The following is a 15,531-nucleotide window of genomic DNA, read 5'->3' as shown; positions in this document are numbered from 1 at the left end:
CATGGATATGACCATTCGCCCGGCAGGGCTCCGCGGCACCATTCCTGCCATCGCCTCGAAGTCGATGGCGCACAGGCTGCTCATCATGGCCGCGCTCTGCCCTGGCACTACGGACATCAACTGCAACACGACGTCCCAGGACATCGACGCCACGGTAGGATGCCTCGAGGCGCTGGGCGCACGCATCGCATACACGCGCCTGGGCTTTAGGGTCAACCCGCTCCCGGGCACCCCCGCAACAGACAACCGCCGCATGGCGCGCACGAACGCTCGCCTTGACTGCGGTGAATCCGGTTCCACGCTTCGCTTCATGCTCCCCGTTGTGGCGGCCCTCGGGAGAGGCGCCACGCTTGACGGGCGTGGCCGTCTCGTCTCGCGTCCCCTCTCCCCGCTCTATGAGGAGCTTGTATCGCACGGGGTCACGCTTTCGGCGCGTGGCGCACTTCCGCTCACGGTAGCAGGGCAGCTTCTGCCCGGTCGCTTCACCATTCCCGGGAACGTCTCCTCACAGTTTGTGAGCGGCCTTCTCATGGCGGCACCGCTTCTTTGCTCGCCAACCGAGATCGTGGTGACCGAGCCCGTGGAGTCACGGTCCTACATTGGACTCACCATCCGTGCGCTCGAAGAGTTTGGCATCAACGTGGACGTGTCGCACGAGACTATGGATAGCAGCCCTTCGACGGTATTCTCGGTTTCCCCCGCTCGGGGTGCCGTCTCTCCAGGAGAGGTCACGGTCGAGGGAGACTGGTCGAACTCCGCGTTCTGGTTGGCCTCGGGCGCCATATCGGGAAGCGTGGGCGTAACAGGGCTCGACCCTGCAAGCGCCCAGGGCGATAGGGCCATCCTTGCCTGCCTCGCGGCGCTTGGCGCACGCGTGAGCAGGTCTGGGAGCATGGCATCTGCCACGCACGACAAGCTCGTAGGCCGCACTATCGATGTCCGGGACATCCCCGACCTCGTACCTCCCATTGCTGCCGTTGCGGCCAATGCCGAGGGGACGACGGTTATCGCCAACGCCGGGAGGCTTCGCCTCAAGGAGTCGGACCGCCTCGCAACCGTAAGCGCAGTTCTTGCGGCCATGGGGGCAGACGTCCACGCAGAGAACGACTCCCTTGTCATCCATGGACACAGCCCGCTTTCTGGTGGAGTTGTTGATGCGGCCAACGACCACCGCATTGCCATGATGGCAGCCATCGCCGGCGCCAACGCCACAGGCCCCACAACCATCCGCGGCGCAGAGTGCGTCGCCAAGTCCTACCCACGCTTCTTCGAGGACTTCCGCGCCCTCGGAGGCATCGCAGAGAAAGGCTAGAGATGCCCTCGAGCTTTGGAGAGACGCTTCGCGTCACGATATTTGGCCAGTCCCACTCCCCCGCCATCGGTTGCGTGGTCGAGGGTCTCCCTTCAGGCCTCGTGGTTGACCAGGGTGCACTCGAGGCTTTCATGGCGCGACGTGCTCCTGGCCAGGGAAGTTGGACAACGCCCCGCCGCGAGGAGGACCGCCCACGCATTGTGAGCGGTCTCAATGTGCAGGGCACCACATGCGGCGCGCCTCTTGCGGCAACCATCGAGAACACCAACACGCGCTCTGGTGACTACGACAACCTCCTCAAGGTTCCTCGCCCCGGTCACGCAGACCTCACCGCCTGGGAGAAGTGGCACGGCAACCAGGATGTCCCGGGAGGCGGCCACTTCTCTGGACGCCTCACGGCGCCGCTCTGCCTCGCAGGCGGCATCGCGCTGCAGGCGCTCGCAGCACGCGGCATGCGCATTGGGGCGCACCTGCTTTCCGTCTCAGACGTAGAGGACGAGTGCTTCGACGCCATCGACAACTCTCCCGCAGCTCAGGAGCACCTCTCGGCCCAGCTCGACATCCTCGCCGACGGCCCGCGCTTCCCTACGATTGACCCCTCTGCCGGGCAGCGCATGCTTGCCGCAATCGACGGCGCACGCCGCAACCTCGACTCCGTTGGCGGCGTCATCGAGTGCGTTGCGTGCGGCATGCCTGCAGGAGCAGGCTCGCCCATGTTCGATGGCATCGAGAACATGCTGGCGCGCGCGGCCTTCGGCATCCCCGCCGTCAAGGGCATCGAGTTTGGGCGCGGCTTCGAGGTGGCAAGACTCCGCGGCAGCGAGAACAACGACCCCTATGAGATGCGCGATGGCAAGCCCACCCCAAAGACCAACAACGCCGGGGGCATCCTTGGCGGCATCACCACCGGAGCTCCCGTGCTCTTCAGGATCGCCATGAAGCCCACCTCGTCCATCTCGCGCGAGCAGGACTCGGTCGACCTTGAGAGCGGCACCAACACCAAGCTCACCGTCCACGGTCGGCACGACCCGTGCGTAGCCACGCGCGCCGTCCCCGTTGCCGAGGCAATCTGTGCCCTTGTGCTTCTCGACGCACTGCTCAGCTATCCCGCGGGGTAAACAGCATCAAGCAGCCCCGCTTGTCCCACCGCCAGGAACCGGAGAACCACATGGAAGACCTCTCAGACATCCGCCATGAGATAGATTGCATCGACAACCAAATCCTCGAGCTCTTCGGGCGTCGCATGGGCTGCGCCGAGCGCGTCGCCGCATACAAGCGCGCCAACAACCTCCCCGTACTCGACCGCCCCCGCGAGCGTGAGCACATGGCATCTCTTGCCGCCAAGGCCCCCGAGGAGCTGAGAACCTACACCGAGGTCCTGTTCCAGCTCCTCATGGAGGCGTCGCGCGCGCGGCAGGGCCAGCGTCTGGCAGCAGATCACGCGTCCGAGACCCTGGTGAAGATCGACCAGGCGAGAAAGGCCACCCCAGAGCTCTTCCCGCGCGAGGCCTTCGTGGCTTGTCAGGGAGTGGAGGGCGCCTACTCGCAGTTTGCCGCGGATCGCATCTTCAAGCATCCGCTCATCTCGTACTTCGAATCATTCGAGGGAGTCTTCCGCGCCGTCGAGTCGGACTTCTCGCGCTATGGCGTCCTACCCATCGAGAACTCCACGGCAGGCTCCGTGAACAAGGTCTATGACCTCATGATGCAGCACGACTTCCACATCGTGCGCACCACCCGCGTGAAGATCGACCACAACCTCCTTGCCAAGCCCGGCACGGCTGTCGAGCAAATCCGCGATGTGTACAGCCACGAGCAGGCCATCAACCAGTGTGCCGGTTTCATCGAGCGCATGGGCCTCACGCCGCACGTGGTCGAGAACACGGCCATGGCGGCAAAGAGCGTTGCCGACAGCGGCCGCACCGACGTGGCCGCACTCTCGAGCCGTGCCTGCGCCCAGCTCTACGGCCTCGACGTGCTCATGCGAGACGTCCAGGACCGAGACGACAACTACACGCGCTTTGCCTGCATCTCCAAGTCTCTTGAGATCTACCCCGGGGCAGACCGCACCTCTCTCATGATCGTCGTCGACCACCAGCCGGGCGCTCTCTTCAAGGTGCTTGCGAAGTTCTATGCGCTTGATATCAACATCATCAAGCTCGAGAGCCGTCCCATCCCTGGCCGTGATTTTGAGTTCATGTTCTACTTCGACGTGGAGTGCTCCGTCTCGGCACCCGAGTTCCGCACGCTCATGGCGACCATTGGCGATGCCTGCGAGGAGTGCCGCTATCTCGGCAGCTACTCGGAGGTGCTCTAGATGGCAGGCACGCCCAACGCGGGGGTCGACGCTGGCTCGGCACCCTTTGGCCTGCTTGGCAGGAATCTTGGCCATAGCTGGTCGCCCCGCATCCACGCGGCGCTGGGCAGTGTCCCCTATGAACTTTTCGAACGTGAACCCGATGAGGTCGAGCGGTTCGTGCGCGAGGGCTCGTGGGCGGGGCTCAACGTCACCATTCCCTACAAGCGTGACGCCGCCCGCCTTGCAGACGAGCGCTCCCCGCGTGTAGAGCGCCTAGGTGCAGCCAACACCCTGGTACGCAGGCCGGATGGTACGATATTTGCCGAGAACACCGACGTGCTGGGCTTCTCGCTCATGCTCGAGCGCTTCTGTAGCCGAAGGCTCAACGCGGGCGCACGGGAACTTCTGGGCGGCAAGTCCGCAGCTGTCCTGGGCAGTGGAGGGGCGAGTGCCGCCGTCCAGGAGGCGCTCGAAGACGTTGGCGCCGAGGTCTCCGTTATCTCTCGCGCGGGAGACGACACCTACGAGACGCTGGTTGAACGCCATGCGGACGCAGTCCTCATGGTGAATGCCACGCCGGTGGGCATGTATCCCGCCTGCCCCGCAACGCCTGTCTCCCAAGATGACCTTGCGCGCATGGGTAACCTTGCGGGCGTGCTTGACGTGATCTACAACCCCACGCGCACCGGAATCGTGCTCGCCGCGGAGCGTCTCGGCATCCCCGCCGAGACGGGGCTCTCCATGCTCGTGGCGCAGGCCCTGCGATCAAGCGAACTCTTCCAGGGTCGCACGCTCGACGCCTCCCTCGTCGACGTCATCGGGCGGCAGATCCTTTCCGAGACCTCCAACGTGGTTCTTATCGGCATGCCGGGGTGCGGCAAGACCACCACGGGCAAGCGGCTCGCGCGCATGCTGGGAAGGCCCTTTGTCGATATCGATGGCGCCATCGAGACAAGCGCAGGCGCAAGCGCCGCAGACATCATTCGCACGCAGGGCGAGAAGGAATTCCGTCGCGTGGAGTCCAGAGTCACAGGCGAGTATGGCGCGCGCTCCGGGCTTGTCATCGCCTGCGGCGGCGGCGTGGTCACCGTTGCCTCGAACTACGACCTTCTCCACCAGAATGGCACCATCGTCCACATCGACCGCCCCATCTCGGAGCTCGAGACCTCGGGAAGGCCCGTCTCGGCCGCAAGGGGCGTGGAGACGCTTGCCAGGGAACGCATGGGCAGCTACCGCGCATGGGCAGACGTGACCCTTCCTTCGACGGGATCTCCAGCCGGTAACGCACATGCGATTCGCGAGCTCCTGGGGCTCTAGACCGCATGTAAAACCCCTGGCAGGCACCAAGCAGACATACCAGGCTTTCCGCCCGCCGAGAATGGGCGACGCCTACGGAGTTCGATGCTACCAAACAGCGTGACGCTGCGATGAGAGTTCTATACTCTGCTCAACACATTTGAACAAGTGGAGCAGCGATGGAAGAGCCTTAGGAAGGCCTTCTTGGAGCAGCGCGTCGCGTGTCGAAAGGTTTATCACAATGGCAAAGACGGGTGTCGCCGAGCAGGTTCTTGATGCACTCGGAGGCAAGGGCAACGTCACAGCAAATGACATCTGCATGACAAGGCTCAGGATTCTCACCGATAGGCCCGACCTCGTCGACATGAACAAGCTTCGCTCAATCAGGGGCGTTCTGGGAACCGTCCGTCGCGGTCCCAACGGAGTCGAGATTGTCTTTGGACCGGGCTCCATCACCGAGGTCAGCGACGACATCATACAGCTCACCGGCATTAAGCCTAGCTACTCGGCATTCCGGGAGTTCTCTTCTGCCCCTGAGGACTCTATAAGCGTGCAGATAAACGGCCACGCACCCATCCCCAAGGCGGTTCGCGCTGCCGTCGCGGCCAAAAAGCCGTTGGCCTCCTGCCGCGTTGAGATGCCTGATGATGGAGATGGCGAAGACGCGGATGACATGGACGAGCTCGCCTCGCTTCTCGAGGCCACAAATGGTGCCGAGATCGGACGTCTCATGGTAATCAACGGTCCCAACATCAACATGCTAGGCGTGCGCGAGCCCAAGATCTATGGCCGCAAGACCTATGCCGACCTTGTGCGCCTGTGTCGCAAGGCCGCCTGCGAGGAGGGCTTTGCCGAGTGTCGCTGCTTCCAGTCGAACCACGAGGGCGACCTTGTCGACGTTATCCAAGCCGCCTACGGCGAGTTCGATGGCATCATCATCAACCCGGCGGCATACACGCACACCTCGGTTGCCCTGCTCGACGCATTGAAGTCCGTTGCCATCCCCGCCATCGAGATCCATATCTCGAAGGTAGACGAGCGCGAGGCCTTCCGTCAGGTCTCCTACGTTCGCACAGCCTGCTTCGAGACCATCGTTGGCATGGGGCTCGAGGGCTACCGCAAGGCCATCAAGGACATGGCGACGTATCTTCGCGAGCATCCAGCGGACAAGGACGCCTAGCGGCAAGAGCCTGCGGTCGCCTATCGCACCAGAGGGTTGCAGCACCACGTGGCAGGCTCGCTCACCAGCCAGTCGACAGGCACGTCATGCCCGCCTCTGGGAAGCGGGTTGCCCGAGAGCTGCCGTGCGCGCACCAGCGCGATCTTCTCGCCCGGGTAGAAAGCGAGAAATCTGTCGTAGCAGCCGCCACCATAGCCAATGCGGTATCCATCGGCATCAAAGACCAGGCCGGGCACGATGCATACGGAGCCAACCATTTGGGCTGGCGTAAGAGGACGCCCACAATCGGATGACGGCTCCATAAGACCGCGCAGCCCAGGCTCAAGGTCATCCTCAGAAGAGATCACGTAAAAGTCGAGCATGCGAGAGGAACGACACCGGGGAACTGCCACCTGCTTGCCCGAGGCCCAGGCAGAGCGCATGAGTGCATGGGTATCGACCTCGCTACCAAACGAGACATAGGTGAGAACGAGAGACGTCTCTTTCCAAGCGGGCAGGTCTTCAAGCCTCAAGAGAATATGGGCGTCTACGGAGGCGCGGACAGTGGAAGACATTCGGGTGCGAATGCGCACATACTCCTCGCGGAGAGCAGTCTTGCCAGCGTCTGAACCTTGGGAACTTGCCACCTTATCCTCCTTCTCCTGCTTGCCCATACTTTACCGCATAATCCGCCCAACCATGGCATTATTGCCCGAGTAGCAATGTTGCGATGCGCAACCAAATGTAACCACACTGATGAAACCCTCGACCTATAGATATGCGTTGTTGCCGTAACATAGGAACCTATGAATGCACGCACCGCACCGTGGTACTGACCAGAAAAGAACCAGGAGACATCATGCCCAACGAGGGAAGCTATGAAGCCGCACTCAAGCGCAGCGACCAGATCCAGGCCGACCTGCCCAATCACCCCGAGAACTACACCATGCTCACGGGTGACAGGCCCACGGGTCGCCTGCACCTTGGGCACTACTTTGGCACCATCAAGGAGCGCGTGCGCCTCCAGAACCTTGGCGTTCGCACCAACATCGTGATTGCCGACTACCAGGTAATCACCGACCGCGACACCACCGAGCACGTCCGCGACAACGTGTACAACATGGTTATCGACTACCTTGCCTGCGGCATCGACCCCGGGAAGACCATGATTTTCACGCACTCGGCGGTCCCCGAGGAAAACCAGCTCATACTCCCGTTCCTCTCGCTTGTAACCGAAGCCGAGATGGAGCGTAACCCCACCGTGAAGGCCGAGCAGGCCGCTTCTGGCCACGCCCTCACCGGCCTTCTCCTCACCTATCCCGTACACCAGGCATGTGACATTCTCTTCTGCAAGGGCAACGTGGTACCCGTGGGCCGCGACCAGCTTCCCCACATCGAGATCACCTCAAAGATTGCGCGCCGCTTTAACGAGCGCTACGGCAGAGTGTTTCCCGAGGTGTCGGGCCTTCTCACCTCAACGCCACTCCTTCCCGGCCTCGACGGACGCAAGATGGGCAAGTCCTACGGCAACGCCATCTCGCTCTCGATGACGGCAGAGGAGACGGCCAAGCTCATCAAGAAGTCCCAGACCGATTCCGAGCGTAACATCACCTTTGATCCCGAGAACCGCCCGGGCGTATCGGCGCTGCTCACCACGGCCGGGATCTGCAGCGGGCGTGACCCTCAGGAGATTGCCGAGGAGATTGGTATGGGTGGTGCGGGCCAGCTCAAGCGTTATACCACGGAGGTTGTAAACGGGTATCTCGCCCCCATCCGCGAGAGCCGCGAGAAACTAGCGGGCGACCTCGACTACGTGAAGGATGTCTTGCATGATGGCAACCGCTGCGCAAACGTGGTTGCCCATGAGACGCTGAACCAGGTCCGCGAGGCCATGGGAATGGTGTACTAGTAGCGAGAATCGCGCACGGCCGGACGAGCATGGCCTTCTGTTCACGAGCATGCCTGCTGCGTAGCCAACCCACGAATGTGTTGCGGACCACAACACATTCGTCGACGTTTCTGTGACATCCTGCGCGCGTCACACATTCGTGCACGATTGTGTGACGCGCCGCAACACATCCATAGGGGAATGCCCCGTCTGAGGCTCCCTTCGGGGATACCCCATTTCACGAATTGACGGTTGGTGGCAGTTTTATCGGGACGGACCGAGTATCAAGAAGTTCAACTGTTGATGATTTGCAGGTCAGAGATTTGCGACCTCGACAGACTCATATCAAGGATTTGCCAAAAACTGCCACCAACCGTCAATTCGTGAAAGTCGAGGTCTTGCCATCTGACATTCGGCCCTAAATATAGCCCTCAGCAAAGGGCCCTACCGTGGCTTCCCTCCGCTGCAACATGCGCCAACACATAGGCCGGAGCGCAAACGTAGACACGACCTCGCGCATCACGCAGATTGCAGTAGCGCTTGGGACGATTGTTCAGGCCAACGAATTGATAGCGCTTCCCGCGTACATCGAGAAATGCGCCAACAAGAGGTTCTACCTGGGCTCGCGCAGCCTCGGGCACCCGCCGCGCGGGCTCACGACGCGTCGCACGCACGTCAGACCCATAGGCAGCATTAACCCTCGCCGCCGCATCTTTGAAGTGCTGCCCATGGTCAAAGCACCCTGGGAGTGTGTGGATGAGCTCGTGGAAGAGAATATCGCGCATCTGAGCATCGGTCTCGCACGCATCGACGGAGCAAGAAATCTGAAAGAGTGGCCGACGCCCACCACGCAGCTTCTTGCAGCTCCCAATCCGAGTGCGGTTGTGCGTAAGCCTCACGGCCGGCAGGTACTCCCGCGGAGAAAGGCCGATACGCCGCAGGCAGGACGCGCATTCCGCAAGCATCCCATCGAACCTCTCCTGAGTCTCCTTCTCCAACTGCGTACGGCCTACTTGAGCGTCGCGTACATCACGGCCTTAATCGTGTGCATGCGGTTCTCGGCCTCATCGAAGACTCGCGAGCGTGGTCCCTCGAAGACTTCGTTGGTGACCTCCATCTCGGGGAGGCCGAACTTCTCGTAGATGCCCTCGCCAATGGCGGTGTGACGGTCGTGGAAGCTGGGCAGGCAATGCATGAAAATGGCACCGGGCGCTGCCTTGGCCATAACGTCAGCCGTAACCTGGTAAGGCCTGAGGAGCTCAATGCGCTCGGCCCAGAGACTATCGGGCTCGCCCATGGAGACCCAGATGTCCGTGTAGATGACGGAGGCGTTGCGCGCCCCCTCGTCCACGTCCTCGGTGAGGGTGATGGTGGAGCCAGCCTCGGCGGCAATGGCGCGGCACTGCTCGACGAGCTCGGACGCGGGCATCTGCTTGGCGGGGCCACAGGCACAGAAGTCGATGCCGAGCTTGGCACATACAACCATGAGGGAGTTGCCCACGTTGTTGCCTGCGTCACCCATAAAGGTGAGCTTGCGGCCAGCAAGGTCTGCGCCAAACTCCTCGCGCATGGTAAGGACATCAGCAAGCATCTGCGTGGGGTGGAACTCGGTGGTCAGGCCGTTCCACACGGGAACGCCAGCATAATCGGCAAGCGTCTGCACGATGGACTGCGCGTAGCCGCGGTACTCAATGCCGTCAAACATGCGGCCAAGCACCCTGGCGGTGTCTTCGATGGACTCCTTCTTGCCCATCTGGCTCGAGCCGGGGTCGAGGTAGGTCACGTCCATGCCCAAGTCATGCCCGGCAACCTCAAAGCTGCAGCGAGTGCGCGTGGAGGTCTTTTCGAAGAGCAGGACGATGTTCTTGCCCTCGAGATAGCGGTGCGGCTCGTGCGCATGCTTCTTTGCCTTGAGGTCGGCAGAGAGGTCGAGAAGGTAGCAAATCTCCTTGGGCGTGAAGTCGAGCAGCTTGAGAAAGTTGCGTCCAGAGAGGTTGACGGCCATTGGCGGTCCTTTCTTCCCTTAGCGGGACAAGGGGTGCGGTGTCCACAGAACGGACAACATGGACCAGTCTAACCCCTCGCCGGCAAGAAGAAGCAACCGCACGCCTACTTCACGGCATCCCTCCAGAACGCCATGCTCATGCAGTGCGGACCTCCCCGCCCACGAGAGAGCTCGGCGGACGGAATCTCGAGGAGGTTCACGCCTTCGTGATAGAGGATGTCGTTGGTGACGGCATTTCGCTGGTAGACCATCACGGTCCCGGGACGCACCGCAAGCGTGTTGGAGCCATCGTTCCACTGCTCGCGGGCAGCGGCGATGGGGTCGTCCCCCCCGCACTTGATGAGCCGCACGGCAGGAAGCCCCAAGGCTCCGGCTAGCACCTGATCGAGCGTCCCCTCCATCTGCGAGATGCGCGTCTCGCCCTCATGTGGCCCCCGCGTAATCGAGAAGACCTTGAGCGTGCCCAAGATTCCGGGGTGCACCGTGAAGGTGTCAACGTCTACCTGCGTAAATACGGTGTCTAAGTGCATGAACGAGCGCTTGTGGGGAATCGAGAAGGCATAGACGGCCTTCACCGGAGAGTCCTCACTCCAGAGGAGGTGCCTCGCCAGCCGGTCGATGGCGGCAGGCTGCGTGCGTTCGGAGATGCCCACGCCAACCACGGAGGGACTCAGCACCAGGATGTCGCCGCCCTCAATATGATAGGGGCTTGCGGGGTCGTACCAGATGGGCACGTTCTTGTACTCGGGATGGCATGTGAAGAGGTAGCGCCCGAAGAGGGACTCGCGGCGCCTCGTGGCCGAGCGCATGCGGTTGAGGCTCACTCCACCACCAATGACCGAAAAGGCATCTCGAGTAAAGTAAACGTTGGGAATGGGGTCCACAAGGATGGGGCTGTCTTCTCCGCCACCCGCCTCCATCACGTCTGCAAGCGATGCGTCCTTCACGGAGGAAAGGTCAACTTCGTCGGAACGCACGCCAGTGATTGCCTTTTTGACCAGTTCAAGCGGATTGCCAATGCCTTCCAGGCGCTGACGCACGGCCTCTCGCACTCCGGGGCCGTCAATGCCGCACTCGGCAACGTAGTCGCGGATGAACTCCCCGCGGATAGAGGGGTCCGCCGTAAGGGCCTCTGCCACCAGCTGGTCCAGATAAAGCACTTCAACGCCCTCGTCGCGAAGCATCTGAGCAAAGCGGTCGTGCTCGGCCTGGGCTGTCTCAAGGAACGGGATGTCGTCAAAAAGAAGCCGGCCGATGTTATCCGGCGAGAGGTTGAGAAGCTCGTCACCGGGCCTATGAAGCATGACCTTGCGCAGCTCGCCTATCTCCGAGCCAATGTTGAGGCCCCTCGTCATCGCGCCCTCCGTAATGCTCCCGTAAGCTTGACCCTGCCATACAAACGATACCCCATGAAAGCGGTAACGTCCTTTTCCGCCCTGCTAGAATCATGACGAGAACAATCAACCTATTCGCGCGCCACCGCGCACGGGAGGGATGGAAATGTCCAGTACGCAGAGTTCCGCACCCCAGCCATCGACCAAGAAGGCTGACGCTCGAGACACGGCCCTCAAAAGGGCCGCGGCCGAGTTCGCAGACGACGCCACCGAGAAAGACGGGACGGGGGCCCGCCGTAAGCGTGACTTCTCCTACACACAGAACCGTGAGCTGAGCTGGCTACGCTTTGACTGCCGCGTGCTTGACGAGGCCTTCGACGAGTCCGTCCCTCTCTTCGAGAGACTCAAGTTCTGCGCCATCTTTGGGTCGAACCTCGATGAGTGGTTCATGATCCGCATCGGTGGCCTCTCCGACCTTGCCTCCCTCAAGAACCAACCACGCGACAACAAATCGAACAAGACGCCCGCCGAGCAGCTCGACGACGTCTTTGCCGTGCTCCCTGCAGACGTAAGCCGCCAGCAGGAAGCGCTTGCGCTCGTCGAGGGCAAGCTTGCCGAGCACGGCCTCCAGCGCGTCTCGCCCGACGCCTACACGCCAGAGGACCGCAGCTCCCTCTCGAAGTACTTTGATGCGCATCTGGCACCCATCATCTCCCCCATGATCGTTGACCCTCGCCATCCCTTCCCCAACCTGAGGAACGGCCGCCTCTTCGTGGCATGCACGCTCAACGGCCCCGACGAGGCCGGTGTCCTGGGCATCATTGAGGTCCCCGCATCCGAGCAGCGCGTAGTTGCGCTCCCGTCCAGCGCCCGCACCTTCCGATACACCCTCATCGAGGACGTCATGCGCACGTTTCTCGACCGCAGCTTTGGCGACTACGCACCCAAGAAGTCTGCCGTGCTGCGCGTCACGCGCAATGCCGACATCGACCCCGACGGCGAGGGCGTCGAGGAGGAGGAGGACTACCGTCAACACATGAAGAAGATCCTCAAGCTGCGCCAACGCCTGCAGCCGGTGCGGCTTGAGGTCTCGGGAGAGCTTAGTCGCAAGTGGGAGACGCTCATCACAGAGGAGCTTAGCCTGGAGGAGCGCCGCGTCTTTCGTGTGTCCATGCCGCTTGGACTGGGCTACGTCTACGGCCTCGAGGACAAGATTCCCGATTGGGCTCACGCTGCCGTGGTCTTCCCGCCCTTCGAGCCCCAGCCCTCCCCCATGGTCGACCCCAGGCTTCCCATGCGTGGGCAGGTCGAAGACCACGACGTCCTTCTCACCTACCCGTACGAGGGCATGTCTCCGCTCCTTCGTCTGGTGCGCGAGGCGTCTGCAGACGACCGATGCATCTCCATCAAGATCACGCTGTATCGTGTGGCCAAGAGCAGTCACCTCTGCGAGAGCCTCATTGCCGCAGCCGAGGCCGGCAAGGACGTGACCGTCCTCATGGAGCTGCGCGCCCGCTTTGACGAGGAGAACAACATCGCCTGGGCAGAGCGCCTCGAGGACGCGGGCTGTACCGTCATCTACGGCTCCGAGGGCTTCAAGTGCCACTCGAAGATCTGCCAGATCACCTACCATGATACCGCAGGCATCAGCCGCATCACCTGCCTGGGCACGGGCAACTTCAACGAGAAGACCGCCAGGCTCTACTCGGACTTCATGCTCATGACCGCCAACGCCACTATCGGCACCGACGGAAACACCTTCTTCCGCAATCTCTCCCTGGGCAATCTCCGCGGCTCCTACCAGCTCCTGGGCGTTGCACCGGTGAGCCTCAAGCCGCTTGTCATGCGCGGCCTCGACCGAGAGATCAAGCGCGCCCGCGCCAGTCAGCCCGCCCAGGTCTTCCTCAAGATGAACTCCCTCACCGACCGCGACGTCATCGACAAGATTGCCGAGGCATGCGAGGCGGGCGTGCACGTCCTCATGATCGTGCGCGGCATCTGCTGCATCCGTGCCAACGTCCCCGGCAAGACCGACGGCCTCGTCGTACGCCAGATCGTGGGCCGTTTCCTGGAGCACGCCCGCGTCTACGCATTTGGTGCCGAGTCCGATACGATCTATCTCTCCAGCGCTGACATGATGACGAGAAACACCGAGCGCCGCGTCGAGATTGCCTATCCCGTGCTTGACCCCACGTGCCGCGCCCTGGTCACGACTTTCGTGAACCTCCAGCTTGCTGATAGCGTGAAGGCCCGTCAGCTTACCTCCGAGGGCACCTGGGAGAAGGTGCCCCGCGATAAGGACGAGCCGGCCATCAACAGTCAGGAGGTCCTGCTCGCCCTTGCCCGCGTGCGTGCGCGCGCCAAACACGAGGCAGACAAGCTCACGCCCTTCTCGCGCATCGAGAAGATCCCGCACGGCCTTGCCCAGGCACTCTCTTCACTGCCCGCTACGGGTGGCTACGACTACCCCCGCGTCATCGAGAGGCTGGCTGCGTCTACCGACCCCACGCCTGAGGCCTCGATGCGCATCGCCGAGCGCGAGGAGATGCGTGAGGAGGCCGAGCAGCTTGAGGAAGAGCGTGCAGCCCGGATTGCCGAGCGCGTGCTCACCGCCGCGGAGAGCGCCGAGGTAGCCGAGGTGACAGAGGAGGCAGGCGACAAGGACGCCCATGCCGGCATCGCAACACCCGTTGAGGGGTCCGGCGCTTCGGGACCCACAGCGGGGGCATCCGAGGCCGAGGCTGCACCAAAAGTCCGGAAGCAGCCCGAACCCAAGCCCGCACCGCAACGCGTGCACGAGCCTGCGCCCGTCCCACAGAAAAAGCGCGGCCGCGTGTCCACGGCATTCTCGCTTATTGGCAAGGGCTTTGGCATACTCTTTGGTGGACCCATGGATGAGGGCTAGGGAATGACGACTAGAACACTAGAGATAGAGCGAATGGGCTATGGCCCTGAGGCCATAGCCCACGACGCTGACGGCAAGACCGTCTTTGTGACGGGGGGAGTTCCCGGAGACACCGTTGAGGCCGAGACGGACGCCGAGGAGGCCCGCTTCTCGCGCGCTCACGTGACCAAGGTGCTTGAGGCCTCGCCCGACCGCGTGACGCCCCTCTGCCCGTTTGCAGGCGTGTGCGGGGGGTGTCCCTGGGCTCACCTCTCCTACGAGGCACAGCTTACGGCCAAGCGGGCAGGCGTCGTGGATTCCCTCGTGCGCCTCGGGCACTTCTCTCCTGACGAAGCCGACGCCCTGGTGGCACCCATCGTTGCCCCGGGTGACCCTTGGGGCTATCGCAACAAGGTCGAGCTTGCCGTCGAGACCCAGCGTGGGCGCACCGTTGTGGGCATGCACGCCGCGGGTTCTGCTGGCGTGGTGAAGGTCCCTTCCTGCCCGCTTCTCGACTCGAAGTTCAAGAGCGTCGTCAAGGCCGTTCAGGGTTCCATGAACTTCCTTGCGGGCTCGCGTGACCTTGGGCTCGAGCGCGTGGGCGTGCGCGCCTCTCGCCGCACCAAGGAGCTCGAGGTGGCCCTATGGGGCTCACCTGGCCCCTTCCCACGCCCGCAGGTAGCGAAGGTGCTGGGGGACGCCGCCAAGGTGACCTCTGTCGTGCGCGTCATGCAGAAGGGACCTGCCAAGGCTCGTCGCATTGCGGGCATCGAGCGGCTCTCGGGCAAGGGCTCGTGGGGCGAGCTTGTTGGCAACGAGTCCATGCGTGTCTCGGCACCGTCCTTCTTCCAGGTGAACACGAGGGGTGCTGACAAGCTCGTCTCGCTGGTTATGGAGGGTCTCTCCCCCACCGAGGACGACGAGGCCATGGACCTCTACTGCGGCGCCGGCACGTTCACGTTGCCCTTGGCCAGAAAGGCAGGTTTTGTCTCGGCCGTCGAGTCGTACGGCCCAGCCGTACGCGACCTGCGAAGCAACCTCAGCGCTGCAAACCTCACGAACGTCGACCCCATCGGCGGCGACGCGGGCATTGAGTTTCCCGATGCCGACGCGGACATCATCATCGTCGACCCGCCGCGGGCGGGACTTGCCGCAGACGTGGTCCCCATGCTCTCAGACCAGCCGGCACGCGCCATTGCCTACGTCTCATGCGACCCGGCAACACTCGCCCGTGACCTCGCGCGCTTCCGTGATGAGGGGGTCTTTGAACCTGTGAGAGTGACGCCCGTCGACCTCTTCCCGCAGACCTTCCACGTTGAGAACGTGACGATTCTCAAGCGGATGCGGCGGTAGG

General features: G+C 62.6%; 11 protein-coding genes. 8 read left to right on the top strand and 3 right to left on the bottom strand.

Annotation, left to right across the window (positions count from 1 at the left end):
* Nucleotide 1: 1 nt before the first annotated feature.
* The 5 genes from aroA (at nt 2) to aroQ (ending at nt 6,087) form a co-directional block, all read left to right on the top strand.
* Nucleotides 2-1,312, top strand: a complete 1,311-nt coding sequence (gene aroA / locus ACO59D_RS00455) for a 3-phosphoshikimate 1-carboxyvinyltransferase (protein WP_485125312.1) — start codon at nt 2-4, stop codon at nt 1,310-1,312.
* 2 nt (nt 1,313-1,314) lie between these two features.
* Entirely contained in the window at nt 1,315-2,430 is a 1,116-nt protein-coding gene (gene aroC / locus ACO59D_RS00450; protein ID WP_485125311.1) for a chorismate synthase, read from the top strand.
* A gap of 50 nt (nt 2,431-2,480) precedes the next feature.
* Complete coding sequence (locus ACO59D_RS00445; RefSeq protein WP_485125310.1) at nt 2,481-3,629, top strand: bifunctional chorismate mutase/prephenate dehydratase; 1,149 nt, start codon at nt 2,481-2,483, stop codon at nt 3,627-3,629.
* Nucleotides 3,630-4,928 (top strand): shikimate kinase, encoded by a 1,299-nt coding sequence (locus tag ACO59D_RS00440; protein WP_485125309.1) that lies wholly within the window; start codon nt 3,630-3,632, stop codon nt 4,926-4,928. It abuts the gene before it with no gap.
* Between the two features lie 220 nt (nt 4,929-5,148).
* The gene (gene aroQ, locus ACO59D_RS00435) at nt 5,149-6,087 is read left to right on the top strand and encodes a type II 3-dehydroquinate dehydratase (RefSeq protein WP_485125308.1); all 939 of its coding nucleotides are present in this window, start codon (nt 5,149-5,151) and stop codon (nt 6,085-6,087) included.
* A gap of 20 nt (nt 6,088-6,107) precedes the next feature.
* On the opposite strand, the gene ACO59D_RS00430 is transcribed toward aroQ, so the two are convergent.
* Nucleotides 6,108-6,713, bottom strand: coding sequence for a 5-formyltetrahydrofolate cyclo-ligase (locus tag ACO59D_RS00430; RefSeq protein ID WP_485125307.1), 606 nt, complete (start codon nt 6,711-6,713; stop codon nt 6,108-6,110).
* 212 nt (nt 6,714-6,925) lie between these two features.
* Between ACO59D_RS00430 and trpS the strand changes: the two genes are divergently transcribed.
* Complete coding sequence (gene trpS / locus ACO59D_RS00425; protein ID WP_485125306.1) at nt 6,926-7,975, top strand: tryptophan--tRNA ligase; 1,050 nt, start codon at nt 6,926-6,928, stop codon at nt 7,973-7,975.
* A 988-nt stretch (nt 7,976-8,963) separates the two neighbouring features.
* Here the strand turns inward: trpS and argF are convergent.
* Nucleotides 8,964-9,959 carry an ornithine carbamoyltransferase gene (gene argF, locus ACO59D_RS00420; RefSeq protein ID WP_485125305.1) on the bottom strand — a complete coding sequence of 332 codons (996 nt, stop codon included), beginning with the start codon at nt 9,957-9,959 and terminating at the stop codon, nt 8,964-8,966.
* Between the two features lie 104 nt (nt 9,960-10,063).
* On the bottom strand, nt 10,064-11,314 hold the full coding sequence (locus ACO59D_RS00415; RefSeq protein WP_130812193.1) for an arginine deiminase: 1,251 nt from the start codon (nt 11,312-11,314) through the stop codon (nt 10,064-10,066).
* Nucleotides 11,315-11,459: 145 nt separating this feature from the next.
* Here ACO59D_RS00415 and ppk1 point away from each other — a divergent pair, with 145 nt between their 5' ends.
* Together ppk1 and rlmD are read left to right on the top strand one after the other, a co-directional pair.
* Nucleotides 11,460-14,198 carry a polyphosphate kinase 1 gene (gene ppk1 / locus ACO59D_RS00410; protein ID WP_485125304.1) on the top strand — a complete coding sequence of 913 codons (2,739 nt, stop codon included), beginning with the start codon at nt 11,460-11,462 and terminating at the stop codon, nt 14,196-14,198.
* Between the two features lie 3 nt (nt 14,199-14,201).
* Entirely contained in the window at nt 14,202-15,530 is a 1,329-nt protein-coding gene (gene rlmD, locus ACO59D_RS00405) for a 23S rRNA (uracil(1939)-C(5))-methyltransferase RlmD (protein ID WP_485125303.1), read from the top strand.
* The last annotated feature ends 1 nt before the right edge of the window (nt 15,531 follow it).

The organism is Tractidigestivibacter sp., from assembly GCF_057241865.1.
Note: the sequence above shows the minus strand (reverse complement) of the source record. Positions and strands in the feature narration are given on the sequence as shown.

What these genes read in the sequence shown, in the direction of transcription:
- ppk1 (WP_485125304.1), top strand. Translation starts at nt 11,460, where the DNA reads ATGTCCAGTACGCAGAGTTCCGCACCCCAGCCATCGACCAAGAAGGCT.
- aroA (WP_485125312.1), top strand. Translation starts at nt 2, where the DNA reads ATGGATATGACCATTCGCCCGGCAGGGCTCCGCGGCACCATTCCTGCC.
- aroQ (WP_485125308.1), top strand. Translation starts at nt 5,149, where the DNA reads ATGGCAAAGACGGGTGTCGCCGAGCAGGTTCTTGATGCACTCGGAGGC.
- ACO59D_RS00415 (WP_130812193.1), bottom strand. Translation starts at nt 11,314, where the DNA reads ATGACGAGGGGCCTCAACATTGGCTCGGAGATAGGCGAGCTGCGCAAG.
- trpS (WP_485125306.1), top strand. Translation starts at nt 6,926, where the DNA reads ATGCCCAACGAGGGAAGCTATGAAGCCGCACTCAAGCGCAGCGACCAG.
- ACO59D_RS00445 (WP_485125310.1), top strand. Translation starts at nt 2,481, where the DNA reads ATGGAAGACCTCTCAGACATCCGCCATGAGATAGATTGCATCGACAAC.
- ACO59D_RS00440 (WP_485125309.1), top strand. Translation starts at nt 3,630, where the DNA reads ATGGCAGGCACGCCCAACGCGGGGGTCGACGCTGGCTCGGCACCCTTT.
- rlmD (WP_485125303.1), top strand. Translation starts at nt 14,202, where the DNA reads ATGACGACTAGAACACTAGAGATAGAGCGAATGGGCTATGGCCCTGAG.
- argF (WP_485125305.1), bottom strand. Translation starts at nt 9,959, where the DNA reads ATGGCCGTCAACCTCTCTGGACGCAACTTTCTCAAGCTGCTCGACTTC.
- aroC (WP_485125311.1), top strand. Translation starts at nt 1,315, where the DNA reads ATGCCCTCGAGCTTTGGAGAGACGCTTCGCGTCACGATATTTGGCCAG.